We start from the raw sequence: 15,511 nt of genomic DNA on the forward strand, positions 1-15,511 counted from the left end.
TCAGCCCCGGTCTCCCCCGGCGACCTCCAGCACCGTCCCGGTGATGTAGCTCGCCGCATCGGAAGCCAGGAACAGGATCGGTTCCACCTGTTCGTCAATCGTGCTGTATCGCTTGAGAAATGTGCTCTGCGTGCTCTGCTCGACGGTCTGCTGATGCCAGACCTCTTCCTGCGGGCTCGGCGGCTCCGGGTTACGCGGGATGGTGCTGCGCGGCGCCTCGGTCCCCCCGGGCGCGGTGGCAACCACACGAATTCCCTTGCTCGCGGCCTCGAAGGCGAGGGATGCCGTCAGCGCGTTGACGCCACCCTTCGCCGCCGCGTAGGGCACCCGGTTGATGCTGCGCGTCGCATTCGACGACACGTTGACGATGACCCCACTGGCACGGTCGATCATGTGCGGCAGTACCGCCCGCGCACACCACATCGTCGGCATCAGCGATCTGGTGATCTCGGCGAGGATCTGCGACTCGTCGTAGAACTCCAACGGTTTACGCCAGATCGTCCCGCCGACGTTGTTGACGAGCACATCGATCCGGCCGAACTCGCCGGCCGCGAACTGCATCAGATCCTCGGCGCCACGATAGGTTTCGAGATCACAGAGGAACGATCGGGCCGAGCCGCCGGCCGCGGTGATCTCCGCCGCCACATCCTCGGCGAGTGCGGACCGATCGGCGAGCACCACTGAACCGCCCTCGAAAGCGATCGTGCGTGCGACGCCTTCACCGATGCCCTGCGCAGCACCCGTGACGACGACCACCTTGTCGGCAAATCTGCTCATCGACAGCCCCCTGACCGATCCGACGCCTGTTTCACCGCTTGTCCGAGGTCAGCTCGCCGAGCGCGTCGCTCGTCAGTACATCGGTCTCTGCGGCAGCCGCCGCGGTCGGGCGACGGAACAGCAACGTGGCCAGGGCCGCGATGACCAGTGGTACGGCGATGAAGGCGAAGTATCCGCTCACACCGCCGACCGCCAGCAGCCAGCCGCCGAGGGCCGAACCGATGATCGAACCGGTCCGTCCGATGCCGATGGAGAATCCGGTGGCCGTGCCGCGCAGCTGCGTCGGATACGACTGGGCGATCAGATAATTGAGCACCAGCTGCTGGCCACCGATGCCGAGCCCGGCCACTGCGATGAGCGCGAAGGTGAGTGTCCAGTTGGTGCCGCTGATCGACAGGCCCAGCGCCACGGCGATACCCAACCCGAACATGGCGAGCAGCAACGCCCGGATCGCCACCCGCGACAGTAGCGCGGTGACCAAGAACGAGAACACGATGAACGCGCCGTTGACCACGATGGTGCCGGCCGCCGCCTCCTCTTTGGTGAGCCCGGCGTCGTGCAGCGCGGTCGGTGTCCACTGCAGGAGCAGGAACCAGGCAACCCAGTTGGCCAGGTAGATCGCGCAGATGGTGATCGTGGTGCGGCGATAGGTGTCGGTGAACAGCGATCGGATCGACCCCGACGCCTCGTCACTCGATTCGGCCACCAACTCCACATCGTCCGGTATCCGGGTGCCGGTGACACGTTGCAGGAGGGCGCGTGCCTTGGTCTGGCTGGCCGAATCGTCGCGGGTGGCGAGGTAGGCAGCCGACTCGGGCAGCGCGGCGATGGCCGCGAACAGGATGATCGGCAGCAATCCGCCGACAAAGAAGATGCCGCGCCAACCGAGGGTGGGCAGCCACGCTGCCGCCACGACTCCGCCGAGCATCGCGCCGCCTGGCAGGCCGAGCAGGACGAGTGTCATCGACAGTCCACGTCGCCGCGCGGAGCTGTACTCCGCGGCCAATGCCAGCAGAGACGGCGTCGCGCCGCCCATACCGAGGCCGATCAGGAAGCGCAGCAACACGATCTGCCAGGGCGCCTGCGCGAAGGCTCCGAGGAGGGAGAAGACACCGAAGATGGTCAGAGCCAACAGGATTGCTCGCTTGCGGCCGACCCGGTCACCCAGAGAGCCGAGGGTGACGGCACCGAGCGCCATGCCGACCGTGCTCGCGGTGATGACCGCGGTCATCGATGCCGTCGACATGTCGAACTCGTCGGCGATGGACGAGCCGATGAACGCGATCGACTGGGTGTCGAAGCCGTCGAGTAGTGCGACGGTGAAACACAGGACGACGACCGACCAACGCTTCGGATTCATCGACGTGGAGTCGATGACCGACTGCACACTGAGCCGACTTGCAGACATGACTGGTTCCCTTTCGAGCCCGGGACGGTTGCTGTGAGCCACCACCCATTCGGGGTGGCCTCGCCAAGTACGCCATACCGGGTGGTCGGCGATCCAGCAGCGCTACCGGTAATCTCGCTATGCGGAACAAAATGGGACGTGATGACTGCTCTTTGGCTGTTTTGTTTCGGCATGTGGGACACTTTTCGGTCATGGCACGCGAATCGGAACCCATCGGGGAGTATCTGACCTCCCTCGACGCCGGACTCCAGGTGATGATGATGTTCGCCGCCGCCGACAGCATCAACGTCACGGCGGTGTCCGATGAACTCGGCGTCTCGCGCTCCAGCGCCTACCGCATCCTCAACACCCTGCGGCATCGCGGCATCGTCATCCTGGGGCCCACCGGCCGCGGCTACTTTCCCGGCCCGGTCTTGTTGGATCTCGCGCGCCCCCGCGGCCTCGACGCCGGCGACCGCCATCGACTCCGGCCGGTCATCAAGGAAGCCGTTGCCATCACTGGCGAGACCGTGCACGTCGCAACGCTGATCGGCACGCAGATCCTGTTCTTCGACGGTGAGGAGCCCGACCGTCCGGTCCGGGCCACTCTCCGACAGGGCTATCTGCGTCCGGCGCATGCGATCTCGGCCGGCAAGCTGTTGCTCTCACAACTGACCGACGATCAGGTGCAGGCCCTGTATCCGATACCGGAGTTGACCAAGCTGACCCCGTGGACCATCGGTTCGGTGCCCGACCTCCTCGCCGAGTTGGCCACCATCCGGGACACCGGCCACGCCTTCAGCAAGCAGGAGACCGAGGTGGGTCTGTGCGGAACAGCCGTCGCGCTCAAGGGACGATCGTGGCGTGAACGTGTCGCGTTGTGCGCCACCGTCCCTCACGACCGCGGCGACGAAGAGAGTTTGCTCGAGGTCCAACGCGGGCTGATGGAGGCGGCGCAGCGATTGTGATCATCGCGCCCCGTGGTCACCCAGAATCGCGACGATCTCGAATTGCCCGAGACGCTCGGCATTGTCGAGGGCGGTGCGGCCGTTGGCATCCCGGATCGACGGATCTGCTCCCGCATCGAGCAGGGCGGTGACGGTGCGCTGATACCGCTGCGAGCCGTCTCCGTAGACGATGGCCTCCTGCAAGGCGGTCCAGCGCGGCGTGTTGATGTGATTGACGTCGACACCCGCCTCGATCAGTAGGTGCACGGTGCTGACATAACCGTGTTCGCTCGCCGGGATCAGCGCGGTACCGCCGAAACGGTTGACGGCGCGCAGATTTGCGCCGTGGCGCAAGGTCATCACGAGGATGTCGTCGAACCCCTCGGCGCCGGCATACAGGTACGCCGAGTCCTGGATGGCGTCCGCCGCGTTGACGTCGGCGCCCGCATCGATCAGAACCCGGGCCGCCGCAGTTGCGTGGTTCTTGGTGGCAGCGACGAGCGGTGTGCGGCCGCGGTCGTCGCGCGTATCGATGTTCGCACCGGCGGTGAGGGCCGCGCGCACGGCATCGGCATCGTTGGCGGCGGCTGCCCGCAGCAGCGACGCGTTGGCTGCCGGATTGGCCAGGCGTGTGGTCGGCGGTGCGGGCGTGGACACCGTCGTCGTGCGGCTGGAAGTGGAGGAGCCGGAACCGTCTGCCGCCTCGTCGGGCGCACATGCGGCGAGGACGGACGCGGTGATCATGGCTGCGACGAGGGTGGTGCCGGTGCGGGTCATGTGGGTCATCGGGGTCCTATCTGTGACCACTCCACTCTGCCCGAGCGGCGCCCGGGATTCGACCGTCAGGTAGACATCGTCACCCGAAACCGACAGTTGCGATCAGCCCCGAACCTCTATGCAAAAGATCGGAGTTATGCATAAACTGCGGTGTGACGTAGACCACCTGGTCTGCAGTGAACGAGAGGTACACACCATGGTTCGTCGGGTCGTGACAGGTTCGGACAGCAAAGGATCGTCAGTGATCACCGACGACGGTCCCACCGCCGCAACTGTCTACAAGCACACTCCGGGGTTCGAGAGTTCGGTGGTGTGGACGACGGCGGCAGCACCGATCGCACGCGGAATGGAAGCGGCAGCGCCTCCGTCGAACTACATCCCAGGCCCCGGGGAGTCGATCGCCCTGACGGTCACCTTTCCGCCGGACAGCGTCTTCGCGTCCGAAGACTTCGATCCCGAGGCCGCCGTCGCCGAGAATCTGGCCAACACTCCTGGTCTCGCCGACCTGTTCGAGCCCGATGCTCCCGGAATGCACACCACACCCACCGTCGACTATGCCGTAGTTCTCAGCGGCACAGTCGTTCTCGAGGTCGACGGTGAGGTTCGGACGGAGCTGCATCCCGGAGACATCGTCGTGCAGAACGCGACGCGCCACGCCTGGCGTGTTCCCGGTGACGAACCGGCAACCATCTTCGTCGTTCTCATCGGCCACGCCGGCTGACCACGATCCGATCACGAAAGGGCCCACGATGACAGACACCATGCTCGCCGCGCGGATGCACAACGTCGCCGAACAGATGCGTTTGGAGCAAGTACCACAGCCGATCCCTGGTCTCGGCGAGGTGCGCGTCCGCGTCCACGCGGTCAACATCGTTCCGAATCTCAGCAACATTCTCGAGAACTGGACGACGTGGTTCCCCGAGGATCCGCTGCCGACCCTGCCGGCCATCTTCGGACTCGATCCCGCAGGTGTGGTCGAGGAAGTCGGGGACGGAGTCATCGGCTGGGAGGTCGGCGACCGCGTCTACGTCAATCCCGGCCGGTATTGCCTCGCCTGTGAGGCGTGCCGGGACGGCGACTTGATCAACTGTTCGAGCTACGCATTCGCCGGCTATTTCGGATTCACCCCGACCTCGGTCGCGCTGCTCGATCGTTATCCCGGCGGCCTGGCCGAGTCCATGCTCGCTCCCGCGTATTCGTTGGTCCGGCTGCCCGACAACCTCGACTTCAACACGGCTGCACGGTTCGGCTACCTCGGCACCATGTACTCGGCGCTGAAGAAGGCGAACGCACGGCCGGGAAGGACCGTTCTCGTCAACGGGATCAGCGGCACGCTTGGCCTCAGCGCTGCGCTGCTGGCGCCCGCGATGGGCCTGACCACCCTTTACGGCACCGCCCGCAACCGCGAACTACTCAAGTCCGTTGCTGACCTCATGCCCGACCGTCTGCACACGCACTCGCTTCTCGACGGGCCGGTCGACACGTGGATTCAAGAGCAGACCAATGGACGCGGCGTGGACATCTACATCGACGCCCTCGGCCCCGGTGCCGACCACGAGACCTTCCGCGAGGGCATGCGATCCCTGCGGCGCGGAGGTGTGTGCGTCGACATCGGCGCGATGATGGGCGAGCTGTCCATCGATATCCACCGCGTGATGGACCAGCAGCTACGGATCATCGGTTCGGCATGGTCGACGGCCCGCGAGTGTCAGGAGATGGCCGACATGGTGGCCGCCGGAACCCTCGACCTGTCCCCGCTCGAACATCACGTCTACCCACTCCGAGATGTGAACAGCGCGATCAGCGGTATCGCCGAACGCAACGGCGGCTTCAGCAACTACATCGTCTCACCGACGGCGTGACGGGCCGGCGACGTGATCGTCGACAACAGCTGTTCGGGGGCTTCGCCGCTGCATAACCGCAGCTTTGTGCATAGAATTGCGGAATGAGTACCGGGACCGTACCCCCGCCTCTCGTCGAGGTGACCATCGCTCGGCTGCGGCAGGATCTACTGTCGAACGTCCACCAGGCGGGCGACAAGCTGAAGGTCGATCACCTTCGCGAACAGTACGGCTGCTCCAGCAGCCCGCTGCGTGAAGCATTGAACCGGTTGACCTATGAAGGATTGGTCATCGCCGACGAGCGGCGGGGATTCCGGGTGGCGGCGATGTCGGTCGAGGATTTCAACGACATCACACGCTTGCGGTTGATACTCGACATGCAGGCACTCGAGGAGTCGATCGAACGCGGCGGGGATGAATGGGAGGCCCAGGCGATCGCATCGTTCTACCGCCTGCAGAAGGTCGAGGAGCGTCTGCCCGATGGACCCTTGGTGCTCAACAGCGAATGGTCCATGCTGCACAAGAGCTTCCATATGACCCTGCTCTCGGCCACGACCTCCCCGAGACTTCTGCAGTCGTGTTCCAACCTGTTCGATCAGGCCGAGCGGTACCGACGATTCTCCGCGGCACATCGGACACAGTCGCGGTCCAAGTCGGGTGAACACGAAGCGATCCTCAACGCCACCATCGGGCGTGACAAAGACGAGGCCGTCGCCTTGCTGACCCACCACATAACGCGCACACAACGGGACATCGCAGCCATCATCGGGTCACTGCCGTCCTGAATCATCTCCGATGACAACAAGTTTTGCCCTCCACAGATCCTTGTGGAGGGCAAACTTGTTGTGCGGCAGGACGGACTCACATACCTGACACGTAGCTCGTCTTGGTGCTGGTGTAGAAGTCGCGAGCATCGCGTCCTTGCTCTCGCGGTCCGAACGACGATCCGCGTCGGCCACCGAACGGGACGTGATAGTCGACGCCTGCTGTTGGCAGATTGACCATGACCATCCCCGCGGTGGACTGCCGCCGGAATCTGGTCGCGGCCGACAACGATGTTGTGTATATCCCTGCGGTCAGCCCGAATTCGGTGTCGTTGGCAACAGCGATCGCCTCGTCGAGATCGTTGACTCTGATCACCGACGCGACCGGACCGAATACCTCCTCCCGGTTGACCACGTGGTCGTTGCGGGTACCGACGAGCAGCGCGGGTGCCAGGTAATGGCCGGGGGTGCCGAGATCGAGGAGCTCGCCGCCCACCACCTCGGCGCCTTCGGCGGCCGCGACGTCGAGGTAGCGACGATCCTGGGCCAACTGATCCGCGTCCACCACCGGCCCCATCGTCGTGTCGGGATGCCGCGCATCGCCCACGATGATCTCGTTGCGCGCGGCGGTCAGCCGCTGCACGAACTCGTCGTGGATGCGATCGGTCACCACCAGCCGGGACGACGCCGTGCATCGCTGGCCGGTGGAGCCGAACGAGCCTTCCACCGCACCAGCAACCGTCGCGTCGAGATCGGCGTCGTCGAGGATGATCAACGGGTTCTTGCCGCCCATCTCCAATTGCACTCGCGCCCCGTGCGACTGGGCCGATTCTCGGACCCGTCGGCCGGTCGACGTGGACCCGGTGAACGACACCGCATCGACGCGCTCGTCGCCGGTGAGCACGTCGCCGATCTCGCGCCCGGAGCCCATCACCAGATTCAGCACACCCTCCGGCAGGCCCGCACGAATCAACACGTCCACCAGGCTCCAGGCCGACGACGGCACGAGGTCAGCGGGTTTGAACACCACGGCGTTACCGTGCGCCAGCGCCGGCGCGATCTTCCACGCGGGGATCGCCATCGGGAAGTTCCACGGGGTGATGACGCTGACCACCCCGACCGGCTCCCTGGACACCACGATCTCGACATCCGCACGCACCGAACCGAGGAACTCGCCAGGGTTTCGGACCGCCTCTCCCGCATGGAACTTGACGATCTGTCCAGCACGTCGAACTTCGGCCACGCCCTCGGTGAGCGTCTTTCCCTCTTCGCGCGACAGGGCGTCCCCGAGCTCCTCGCATCGTGCCAGGAGCTCCCCGCCCGCCCGGTCGAGGATCTCGGCACGTGCAGCGCCAGGCAATGCGGCCCAGCCCTTCTGCGCATCGACCGCCGCGGCGATGGCCGCCTCTGCCTGAGTGGCATCCGCACGAGCGAACTCGCCGATCACGTCGCCTAGATCGGAGGGATTGACGTCCGGGCGCGCATCCGGACCGGTAAGCCATTGTCCGCCAATGTAATTTGCATTCACCATTCGAGTCCCATTCGGTTCCGGGGCGTCGAGTCATCCGAGCAGGTCAATCCCAGATCTCGTCGCCGGCGCGCTGCTGTCACGTGCGCCTTCCCGAAGGGAACCACACTCCGCACACCTGGGCAACAAAATGCACGTTCTCTTGTTTTGTGCATGAAACTGTCGTAGGTTGAGCTTGCGGGTGTTCGAGGTCACATGCAGAACACCGAACACACATGAACCAGCGAGGTAACAGATGAAGCTCATGTCTTTCTCCCACTCGGGTCGCGAATCGTTCGGTGCGGTCGTCGACGACACAGTCGTCGACCTGTCGGAGGCGGCCGGCGTTGACACGCTCGCGGAGTTCATCGCCGGAGACAAGTACGCCGACCGCGAAGCGCTGGTCGCTCAGGGAACTCCGATCGCTCTCGGCGAGATCACCTACCTCCCGGTCATCCCGAAGCCGGAGAAGATCGTCGCGTCCGTGCGCAACTACATGGATCACCACCAGGAGGCCCTGGCCGCCGGTTTGAAGCGCGAGCTGTCCGACTTCCCACCGATCTTCTTGCGCGTGTGGAGGTCACAGACGGCCCATGAGGCGGCGATCGTCCGGCCGAATGCGTCGGAGACCCTCGACTGGGAGGGCGAGCTCGCCGTCATCATCGGCCGCGGCGGCCGCGACATCCCCGTCGATTCCGCATGGGAGCACGTTGCGGGCTACAGCTGCTACAACGATGGCTCCGTCCGCGAGTTCCAGTTTCACGCCAAACAGATCGCCGCGGGCAAGAACTTCGAGGCCACCGGTGGATTCGGCCCGTGGATGGTCACCGCCGACGAGATCGAGCCGGGCCGTCGGCTGAAGCTCGAGACCCGGCTCAACGACGAAGTGGTGCAGTCGGGCGACACCGGGCAGATGATCTTCGACATCCCCCAGCTCATCAACTACGCGTCGACGATCTTCACCCTCACGCCAGGCGACGTCATCATCACCGGAACCCCGTCGGGCGTGGGGTTCTCACGCAAACCGCCTCGCTACATGAAGCCCGGCGATGTCGTCGAAGTGGAGATCGAGGCCGTCGGGACCCTCCGCAATCCGATCGAAGCCCAGAAATGACCGCTGATGCGGCGCCCGACCTCGTGCGCGTCCGCAAGCGTCAGCTGACGGTGGAGACGGTGTTCCACGAGTTCGGACCACAGCCGGAACGGCCGGTACGTCTGGCTGCGGCAGCGGCCGTCGTGGCCAATCCGTTCGCGGGACGCTACGTCGAGGATCTCACCGCGTTCATGAGCGCGCTACGCCCATTGGGCGCGTCGTTGGCGACCGAACTCATTGACGCACTCGGCGGCGTCGAGCACGTCGAGGCGTACGGCAAGGCCAGCATCGTCGGGGTGAATGGTGAACTCGAGCATGGCGCGGTCTGGCATGAGGCGGGCGGTTGGGCGATGCGCGAGAGCCTTGGCGAGCCCAAAGCCATCGTCCCCTCCGCAAAGGCGGTGGCGGCCACCGGGTTCCGTCTGATGGTGCCACTCCACTATGTGCACGCAGCGTATGTTCGTAGTCATTACAACGTGTTCGAGGTGGGTATCCAGGATTCTCCCCGCCCGAACGAGATCGTCTTCGCACTCGTGATGTCCGACGGTGGCCGCATTCACTCACGTCTCGGTGGGTTGACCACGGCCGACGTCAGCGTTCACGACGGACAGCGCTGACTGCATTTCTGAACAGGAGACCACGCCATGTCCACACCCACAACCTTTCGACCGACCCTCTCCCATTTCGGTGTCTTCTGCCGCGATCTGGACGCGATGGTCGATTTCTACACCTCGGTTTTCGGCATGGTCCAGACCGATCGGGGCGAAGGCAAGACCATGCCGTTCACCATCGCCTTCCTGTCTGGCAACCCAGCGCAACATCACCAGCTGGCGCTCGCCTCGGGTCGCGCCGCGGACGCACCGAGCACGGTCATGCAGCTGTCGTTCAAGGTTGCCGTGATCGACGACCTCCGCGAAGCCTGGACACGGGCAACCTCGGCGGGCGCCACCAAGCTACGTGGGCTCAATCATGGCAATGCCCTGTCCATCTACTTCTCCGACATCGAAGACAACACCGTGGAGGTCTACCTCGACACCCCCTGGTATGTCGCACAGCCGCACGGTGACCCGCTCGACCTCACAGAATCCGACGACCAGATCTGGTCGCAGACCGAGAAGGTCTGTCGAGACGATCCGACATTCATGCCTGTCGAAGAATGGCAGCGCCAGCAGTTCGGCGATCGATGACATCGCGGGATACGGACGTCGACATCCTCGTCGTCGGCATGGGTCCGACCGGTGCGGCACTGGCCGGGCTCCTCGGCCAGCACGGTGTCCGCGTCGCGGTGTTTGATCAGCTTCCCGGGCTGTACCCTCTTCCGCGCGCGGCCGGCATGGACCACGAGGTCATGCGGATTGCGCAGGAACTCGGCATCGCCGACGCCCTGCAACCTCACGTGGTGCCCTACCGCGCAAGCGAATACCGGGGAGTCGACGGTCAGGTGATCAAACGGCTCGACTCCCCGCCGAGCCCGTACCGACTCGGATGGGATCCGATGTTCGCGTTCGACCAGCCTGCGTTCGAGGGCCTGTTGCGCGAGCGCGTCGGATCCTTGCCGTCGGTGACAGTGACGTTGGAGACCAGCGTCATCGACGTCGGCCAAAACGCCGAGACCGTGTGGGTCGACGTACAACGAGGTGATTCGCGGGTCGAACGCATCACCGGCCGCTACCTGGTGGCGTGCGACGGCGGCTCGAGCCACGTCCGGCGGCAGCTCGGGATCACGCTGACAGACTTGGGATTCCACGAGAACTTTCTGGTCGTGGACGCCATCGTCGGCGACGACGCGTTGTCCCGGCTGCCGAACACCCAGGTGCAGTACTGCGAACCCACACGTCCGTCGACCTTTGTTGCGCTTGCCGGTCGACACCGACGCTGGGAAATCATGCTCGATCCGGACGAGTTGCCTGCCGGTCCGGTCGCCGACGCCGACGCGTGGCCGTTTCTGGAACGCTGGATTCGTCCTGGCGAAGCAGACTTGTGGCGCTCGGCCGCATATACATTCCACGGTCTCGTCGCAGACGAGTGGCGGCGTGGACGCATCCTCCTCGCCGGTGATGCCGCGCATATGACGCCACCGTTCATGGCGCAGGGCATGGCCCAGGGCATGCGCGACGCCCAGAACCTGGCATGGAAACTGCGAACGGCACTGGCCTCACCGGATGCCGGTGACGCCCTGCTCGACACGTATCAGAAGGAACGACGACCGCATGTGGTCGCAACCACCGGCCACACAATCTATCTCGGCCGCATCATCTGCGAACGCGACGAGACCGTGGCGCGAGAACGCGATGTTCGGCTGAGGGGCACCGCTGACGATGTTCCGGTCACCTACCGATCCACACTTCTGCCGGCCCTCACCGGCGGACTCATCGCGAACGAGACTCGAGGTGCAGGCGAGATCCTTCCGCAGCCATGGGTTTTCGGTCCTGACGGTTCGCCCACACTGCTCGATGATCTGACAGGCTGCGGATTCCGAGTCATCGCCACGTCCGACCTCGACGCCGAGCAACGCGATCTGCTGACGACGGCCATCGAGCCCCTCGACGGCACCGTCATCTGTGTGTCGTCTGGAACGGAGCGACGCACCGATGTCGGGCAGACGGTGGTCGAGCGGGAGAACTTGTTGTCGTCGTGGACGGCTGCGTTCGAGCGGACCCTGGTGATCGCGCGCCCGGATCATGTCGTCTATGCAACTGCGGACAGCATGTCCGAGTGCTGCACGTTGCTCGAACATCTCGTGACCGAGGTGCGCGGCCGGGTCCGAGAGGTGGAGACGCTGTCCTGATCGTTGTTTGGGCCCGGCCAGGCGAGTTGCCTTGGCCGGGCCCGTTGCGAGGGTCCCGGCAGGCGTGCGACCCGAGGGTGCGGATGGCGCAATATCCTGCTGCGCTCTCGCGGTCCGCGCACGACACGTCCCAGCCGGAAGCACGATCTGTACGCCCGTCGAATTCGTAGAACTACCTGGTGCATTCCCGCTCCGTGGACCCGCTGTCACTCGGCCAGCAACTTATCGCCATTCTCGAAGGAACAACACTGTTCAACAGCTGACCCCCTTGACGAGGCGAATGCCTATAACGACTGGTGGAACTGTGTCACACCCAGCATCTGTTGGCCGTCGCCGATCAAAGCCACGTCACTCGGGCCGAGGCGGACTATGGGTCGTCAGTCGTCGGAGAAACTCGGCATAGGAACACCTTCGACTCCCGGGATTCCGTGAGCATATGTCTCGTTCAGCTCACGCCAGGTCATGTTCAGCCGAAACGACGTCTCTCCGTCGCCGGCATCAGTGAAGTAGAACCGACCCGGTTCGTCCTCCTTGAAATACCTTGTTGCCGGCTCGAATCCATTCGGATTGGGCTCGTTTGATTCGATCCAGCCTGGTGCTGGACCACGATCAAGCCACCGGAGATTCACGATGGGGAGATTCAGGTTCAGTCGCATCCGAGTCGACTCACCGACATACGAGCCGATGAAGTGCTTGCAGAGATCGTTCAGTGTCCCAAACCACGCTTCGACAACATCGGCGTAGACGTCCGCACGTGATCGACCAGACTCCCGAAGCGTAAACCACTTGCCATCATTGAGTATTGAGTCCTGCCGGAAACCATCCGAATCCTCGGCCCGCCCCGGGCCGTTGGGGATCATCAATCGCTGTCCGTCGAGGTAGGGCAGATCGTAGAGCGCGACCTCATCGGCTACGGCAAGACCAGACTCGGCACAATGCCGCTGAACCCGCATCCAGTAGTCCATTGAACTGTGGAAGTCTGCCAAGCCCGTCCAGTCATCCACTGTGTGCTCACCCTCACTTGGTTGATTGACTCTATCCGTCACGTATGACGCCTGCCCGTTTCAAGGCTTCAATGCTGACGGCTTTCCCTGTCTTAGTGTCGACTAGAACCCATTGGTGTCCACCACCCGGCTGACCAAAAGCCGAGGCAATCGGGCCGTCGCGGACCTCCCAATCGGGACGCAGTGGATGCCCCGTCGCGACATATTCATGGTATGCGTTTGCATTGCCGGGCGAGAGGGCACGTGCTCCGTACGAGTCCCCTTCTCTACCAAGAAACTCCCCCGACTCGCCACCGATCCGATCCAGCTCAGTTCCGGCTGGAATGCTGTTGGAAACATGAGGATTGCCGCTGAAGCCCTGATTGGGCGGGTAGTCCCACCCTTTCGTCGACGTGTTCCAGTACCGGTCAACGATCTGGTCGGGGGTCATATTGCGGTATGGGTTGTTAGCAACTGCGTCGTCGATGACATTCTTGGGAATGCCAGCCTGCTCCATCGACTTCCGCAGGAAGTCAGGGTCAACCGCTCGTTTCAACTCGTCGTGGGCCCACGTCGGCAGCCTCCTGAGTGCCTGCGTAAGTTCTGCAGCACGGACCGAACCTCTAGACATCTCCATCGAGAACATCGCGGCCCGCGAACCCATTAGAGCACCAAGGTCTCCCGCAGCAGCGCCGACCGGATCGAGCACGTACATCAGAGGTCGCACTACACGCCCGGCGACGAGCGAGAGCCCACGGATCATCGTGGCGATCCTCGCCCCGGTCTGTGTCGCCTTTGCTACCCCAGCGGCGGTAGCCAACAGGTCACTGAGACCGCCAGTGACAAGTGTCAAGGCGATGCCGATCGCCGCCGCCGCCAACAGCTCGCAGGACAGTTCCTTGACCTCGTCGCCGATACTCTCCCTTGTCTCGCGGACATTGGTGGCGAACTCGTTGCAGAGCTTGGCTACCGCATCGCAAGAATCGGCGATGCCGCCGAGATGCTGCTTGATCAGCCCTGCCTGGTCCTGCGCAGGCTCTACTTCAGCCGAACGTTCATGCGCGATGTGCGCGATCGCCGAATCGACAGACTGCTGTAAGTTGCGGAGGTCGGTGGCGGCACGAGTCCATGCGCTGCCGGCCTGTTCGAGCTTGCTTGGGTCCCCGTCGGGGAAGATCTCGCCCTGAATGAACTCCTTGAGCTTCTCCCAGTTACTCGGCTCGCCTGGGCCTCCAAACGAGCTTCCGTTGGATACGACTGGGATCGACTCGAGGTTCTTCGGGTTGCCTGATGGGTTCGTCGGGGAGCACACCCCGATCGCATTGTCGACGTTGGTGTGGTTGACGGCCGAGGCGTCGAGGAGTTCCGCCATCTTGCCACACGCATTGCCCATCAAGGCGATTCCGGCCAGCAGGCTCTGGTCACCGTTGACGGTCTTGTCGTAACTCTGGGCAAACATCCGGCCAGATCGATCGCTGCCGGCCATCTGCCCTGAGGCACCCAGAGCGAGGTACAGGCTGTCCAGCACCCCACGAATATCCGAACGGGCCTCTTCAAATGCTTTCGCCGACTCACCGAAGGAGGCGGGGCGCACCTCGACGACCGGCGTTGTCACGGCCACATCTTCCGGTGAAGTTCCTGCACCCCCACAAACGCCGTGTGTGACCGTTGGGCCGCTTGGCGGATATCGGCCATCGCCTGACGGATCTCTACAGCGCCCGACCGCCACCGGTCATGCGCATCACGGTGGGCGCTGGCAGCCTCACCTGTCCACGAGACATGAAGATCGTCGATACGCGCATCGAGCGCGCCAACCCGGTCTTCGACGAACTTGACAAAGTCACCAAGCGCGTCTGTGAACACTTCAACCTCGTTCAGATCAACGCGATAGGAGTCCCGGGAGGTCATGAGAGGTTCAGTCCACCGTCCGGCACCACACCCTCGATCGACGCAACGGTCGCCGACTCCCGCACCGCGTACGACTCGCCGACTTCGACCAACAAACGTCCCATCATTTCGAGGCTCTCAAGGACCTTCTCGAATCCATCGCAGCACTCTGACCACGGCTCGGCATAGGAGTCAGCGGCTGCTCCCGTCCAGGTTCCGCCGAACAGCTCTTCGGCGCGTTTCGAGATCGTCGCCCACTTGTCGACAGCATCTCCGTGTACTTGCGCTACTTCGTTGGAAGCGACGCGCAACCTCTCGATATCCGCAGTGAAATCCATTGGCCCCCGATCAACGGGCGCGACGATACCACCCAGTATTTGCCGTGGAGACTCACGCGATTGCGATCACGAGGAGCCGTCGTCAGGCTTGTCCGATTTGCGGGTTTTGATCCCGTCCCGTCGTCCAATTTGCGGAGTTTTAGGCCTCTTTGACAATCGCCGCGGTCATCATTCGGCTGAATGATGACCCACATCGTTCGATTCTCGAGCTCGTAAAACCCTACGAAACGATGGCGTGAGGCTAGTCCGTGCTTATAGCGTTCCGCTAGACACCCAACGGTGTTCTGGAAGGTGGCCGCCCCGCCCAAGGTGCGACACGCGTTCTCCACCGGCACTCCTCAGTGGAGCGCCGCAGCAGATCAACCTCTGCGCCGTTCGACGTCACCTGGCCCGCGCGGTGGGTTGATGCGCCGCGCCGGTTC

General features: G+C 63.8%; 16 protein-coding genes. 8 read left to right on the top strand and 8 right to left on the bottom strand.

The features are described 5' to 3' along the window. Together AAFP35_RS03585 and AAFP35_RS03590 are read right to left on the bottom strand one after the other, a co-directional pair. Positions 1-777 (bottom strand): 1,6-dihydroxycyclohexa-2,4-diene-1-carboxylate dehydrogenase, encoded by a 777-nt coding sequence (locus tag AAFP35_RS03585; RefSeq protein ID WP_419220178.1) that lies wholly within the window; start codon positions 775-777, stop codon positions 1-3. Between the two features lie 31 nt (positions 778-808). Further along, positions 809-2,185 (bottom strand): MFS transporter, encoded by a 1,377-nt coding sequence (locus AAFP35_RS03590; protein ID WP_419220179.1) that lies wholly within the window; start codon positions 2,183-2,185, stop codon positions 809-811. Between the two features lie 191 nt (positions 2,186-2,376). Here AAFP35_RS03590 and AAFP35_RS03595 point away from each other — a divergent pair, with 191 nt between their 5' ends. After that, positions 2,377-3,132, top strand: a complete 756-nt coding sequence (locus AAFP35_RS03595; RefSeq protein WP_419220180.1) for an IclR family transcriptional regulator — start codon at positions 2,377-2,379, stop codon at positions 3,130-3,132. Here AAFP35_RS03595 and AAFP35_RS03600 read toward each other — a convergent pair whose 3' ends face one another. Continuing rightward, a complete protein-coding gene (locus tag AAFP35_RS03600; RefSeq protein WP_419220181.1) occupies positions 3,133-3,897 on the bottom strand; it encodes an ankyrin repeat domain-containing protein in 765 nt (254 codons plus the stop codon). It lies immediately after the preceding gene. 232 nt (positions 3,898-4,129) lie between these two features. Here AAFP35_RS03600 and AAFP35_RS03605 point away from each other — a divergent pair, with 232 nt between their 5' ends. The 3 genes from AAFP35_RS03605 (at position 4,130) to AAFP35_RS03615 (ending at position 6,514) form a co-directional block, all read left to right on the top strand. After that, a complete protein-coding gene (locus AAFP35_RS03605) occupies positions 4,130-4,609 on the top strand; it encodes a cupin domain-containing protein (RefSeq protein ID WP_419220182.1) in 480 nt (159 codons plus the stop codon). A gap of 28 nt (positions 4,610-4,637) precedes the next feature. After that, entirely contained in the window at positions 4,638-5,750 is a 1,113-nt protein-coding gene (locus AAFP35_RS03610) for an alcohol dehydrogenase catalytic domain-containing protein (RefSeq protein WP_419220183.1), read from the top strand. Positions 5,751-5,833: 83 nt separating this feature from the next. Then, positions 5,834-6,514, top strand: coding sequence for a GntR family transcriptional regulator (locus tag AAFP35_RS03615; RefSeq protein WP_419220184.1), 681 nt, complete (start codon positions 5,834-5,836; stop codon positions 6,512-6,514). 76 nt (positions 6,515-6,590) lie between these two features. Here AAFP35_RS03615 and AAFP35_RS03620 read toward each other — a convergent pair whose 3' ends face one another. Further along, positions 6,591-8,024, bottom strand: a complete 1,434-nt coding sequence (locus AAFP35_RS03620) for an aldehyde dehydrogenase family protein (protein WP_419220185.1) — start codon at positions 8,022-8,024, stop codon at positions 6,591-6,593. Positions 8,025-8,256: 232 nt separating this feature from the next. On the opposite strand from AAFP35_RS03620, the gene AAFP35_RS03625 reads away from it, so the two are divergent. The 4 genes from AAFP35_RS03625 to AAFP35_RS03640 are packed head-to-tail and all read left to right on the top strand — an operon-like array spanning position 8,257 to position 11,881. Beyond that, positions 8,257-9,114 (top strand): fumarylacetoacetate hydrolase family protein, encoded by an 858-nt coding sequence (locus tag AAFP35_RS03625; protein WP_419220186.1) that lies wholly within the window; start codon positions 8,257-8,259, stop codon positions 9,112-9,114. Continuing rightward, entirely contained in the window at positions 9,111-9,710 is a 600-nt protein-coding gene (locus tag AAFP35_RS03630) for an amino acid synthesis family protein (protein WP_419220187.1), read from the top strand. The genes AAFP35_RS03625 and AAFP35_RS03630 overlap by 4 nt, the downstream gene beginning before the upstream one ends. A 27-nt stretch (positions 9,711-9,737) precedes the next feature. Beyond that, positions 9,738-10,280, top strand: a complete 543-nt coding sequence (locus tag AAFP35_RS03635; protein ID WP_419220188.1) for a VOC family protein — start codon at positions 9,738-9,740, stop codon at positions 10,278-10,280. Next, positions 10,277-11,881: a bifunctional 3-(3-hydroxy-phenyl)propionate/3-hydroxycinnamic acid hydroxylase gene (locus AAFP35_RS03640; protein ID WP_419220189.1), complete on the top strand. Its 1,605-nt coding sequence runs from the start codon at positions 10,277-10,279 to the stop codon at positions 11,879-11,881. The genes AAFP35_RS03635 and AAFP35_RS03640 overlap by 4 nt, the downstream gene beginning before the upstream one ends. Before the next feature lie 377 nt (positions 11,882-12,258). On the opposite strand, the gene AAFP35_RS03645 is transcribed toward AAFP35_RS03640, so the two are convergent. Genes AAFP35_RS03645 through AAFP35_RS03660 form a run of 4 tightly spaced genes read right to left on the bottom strand, consistent with a single transcriptional unit; the run spans position 12,259 to position 15,089 of the window. Further along, positions 12,259-12,885 (bottom strand): hypothetical protein, encoded by a 627-nt coding sequence (locus AAFP35_RS03645; protein WP_419220190.1) that lies wholly within the window; start codon positions 12,883-12,885, stop codon positions 12,259-12,261. Between the two features lie 31 nt (positions 12,886-12,916). Beyond that, positions 12,917-14,479, bottom strand: a complete 1,563-nt coding sequence (locus tag AAFP35_RS03650) for a TNT domain-containing protein (protein WP_419220191.1) — start codon at positions 14,477-14,479, stop codon at positions 12,917-12,919. Further along, positions 14,476-14,772, bottom strand: a complete 297-nt coding sequence (locus tag AAFP35_RS03655; RefSeq protein WP_419220192.1) for a WXG100 family type VII secretion target — start codon at positions 14,770-14,772, stop codon at positions 14,476-14,478. Before AAFP35_RS03655 ends, AAFP35_RS03650 begins: the two co-directional genes overlap by 4 nt. Further along, positions 14,769-15,089: a WXG100 family type VII secretion target gene (locus AAFP35_RS03660; RefSeq protein WP_419220193.1), complete on the bottom strand. Its 321-nt coding sequence runs from the start codon at positions 15,087-15,089 to the stop codon at positions 14,769-14,771. The genes AAFP35_RS03655 and AAFP35_RS03660 overlap by 4 nt, the downstream gene beginning before the upstream one ends. Between the last annotated feature and the right edge of the window lie 422 nt (positions 15,090-15,511).

Source organism: Gordonia sp. CPCC 206044, from assembly GCF_048537895.1.
Taxonomy (GTDB): Bacteria; Actinomycetota; Actinomycetes; order Mycobacteriales; family Mycobacteriaceae; genus Gordonia.

Bases quoted from the DNA above. Each gene is read 5' to 3' on its own strand.
- AAFP35_RS03585 (WP_419220178.1), bottom strand. From the start codon at position 777: ATGAGCAGATTTGCCGACAAGGTGGTCGTCGTCACGGGTGCTGCGCAG.
- AAFP35_RS03590 (WP_419220179.1), bottom strand. From the start codon at position 2,185: ATGTCTGCAAGTCGGCTCAGTGTGCAGTCGGTCATCGACTCCACGTCG.
- AAFP35_RS03595 (WP_419220180.1), top strand. From the start codon at position 2,377: ATGGCACGCGAATCGGAACCCATCGGGGAGTATCTGACCTCCCTCGAC.
- AAFP35_RS03600 (WP_419220181.1), bottom strand. From the start codon at position 3,897: ATGACCCACATGACCCGCACCGGCACCACCCTCGTCGCAGCCATGATC.
- AAFP35_RS03610 (WP_419220183.1), top strand. From the start codon at position 4,638: ATGACAGACACCATGCTCGCCGCGCGGATGCACAACGTCGCCGAACAG.
- AAFP35_RS03615 (WP_419220184.1), top strand. From the start codon at position 5,834: ATGAGTACCGGGACCGTACCCCCGCCTCTCGTCGAGGTGACCATCGCT.
- AAFP35_RS03620 (WP_419220185.1), bottom strand. From the start codon at position 8,024: ATGGTGAATGCAAATTACATTGGCGGACAATGGCTTACCGGTCCGGAT.
- AAFP35_RS03625 (WP_419220186.1), top strand. From the start codon at position 8,257: ATGAAGCTCATGTCTTTCTCCCACTCGGGTCGCGAATCGTTCGGTGCG.
- AAFP35_RS03630 (WP_419220187.1), top strand. From the start codon at position 9,111: ATGACCGCTGATGCGGCGCCCGACCTCGTGCGCGTCCGCAAGCGTCAG.
- AAFP35_RS03635 (WP_419220188.1), top strand. From the start codon at position 9,738: ATGTCCACACCCACAACCTTTCGACCGACCCTCTCCCATTTCGGTGTC.
- AAFP35_RS03640 (WP_419220189.1), top strand. From the start codon at position 10,277: ATGACATCGCGGGATACGGACGTCGACATCCTCGTCGTCGGCATGGGT.
- AAFP35_RS03655 (WP_419220192.1), bottom strand. From the start codon at position 14,772: ATGACCTCCCGGGACTCCTATCGCGTTGATCTGAACGAGGTTGAAGTG.
- AAFP35_RS03660 (WP_419220193.1), bottom strand. From the start codon at position 15,089: ATGGATTTCACTGCGGATATCGAGAGGTTGCGCGTCGCTTCCAACGAA.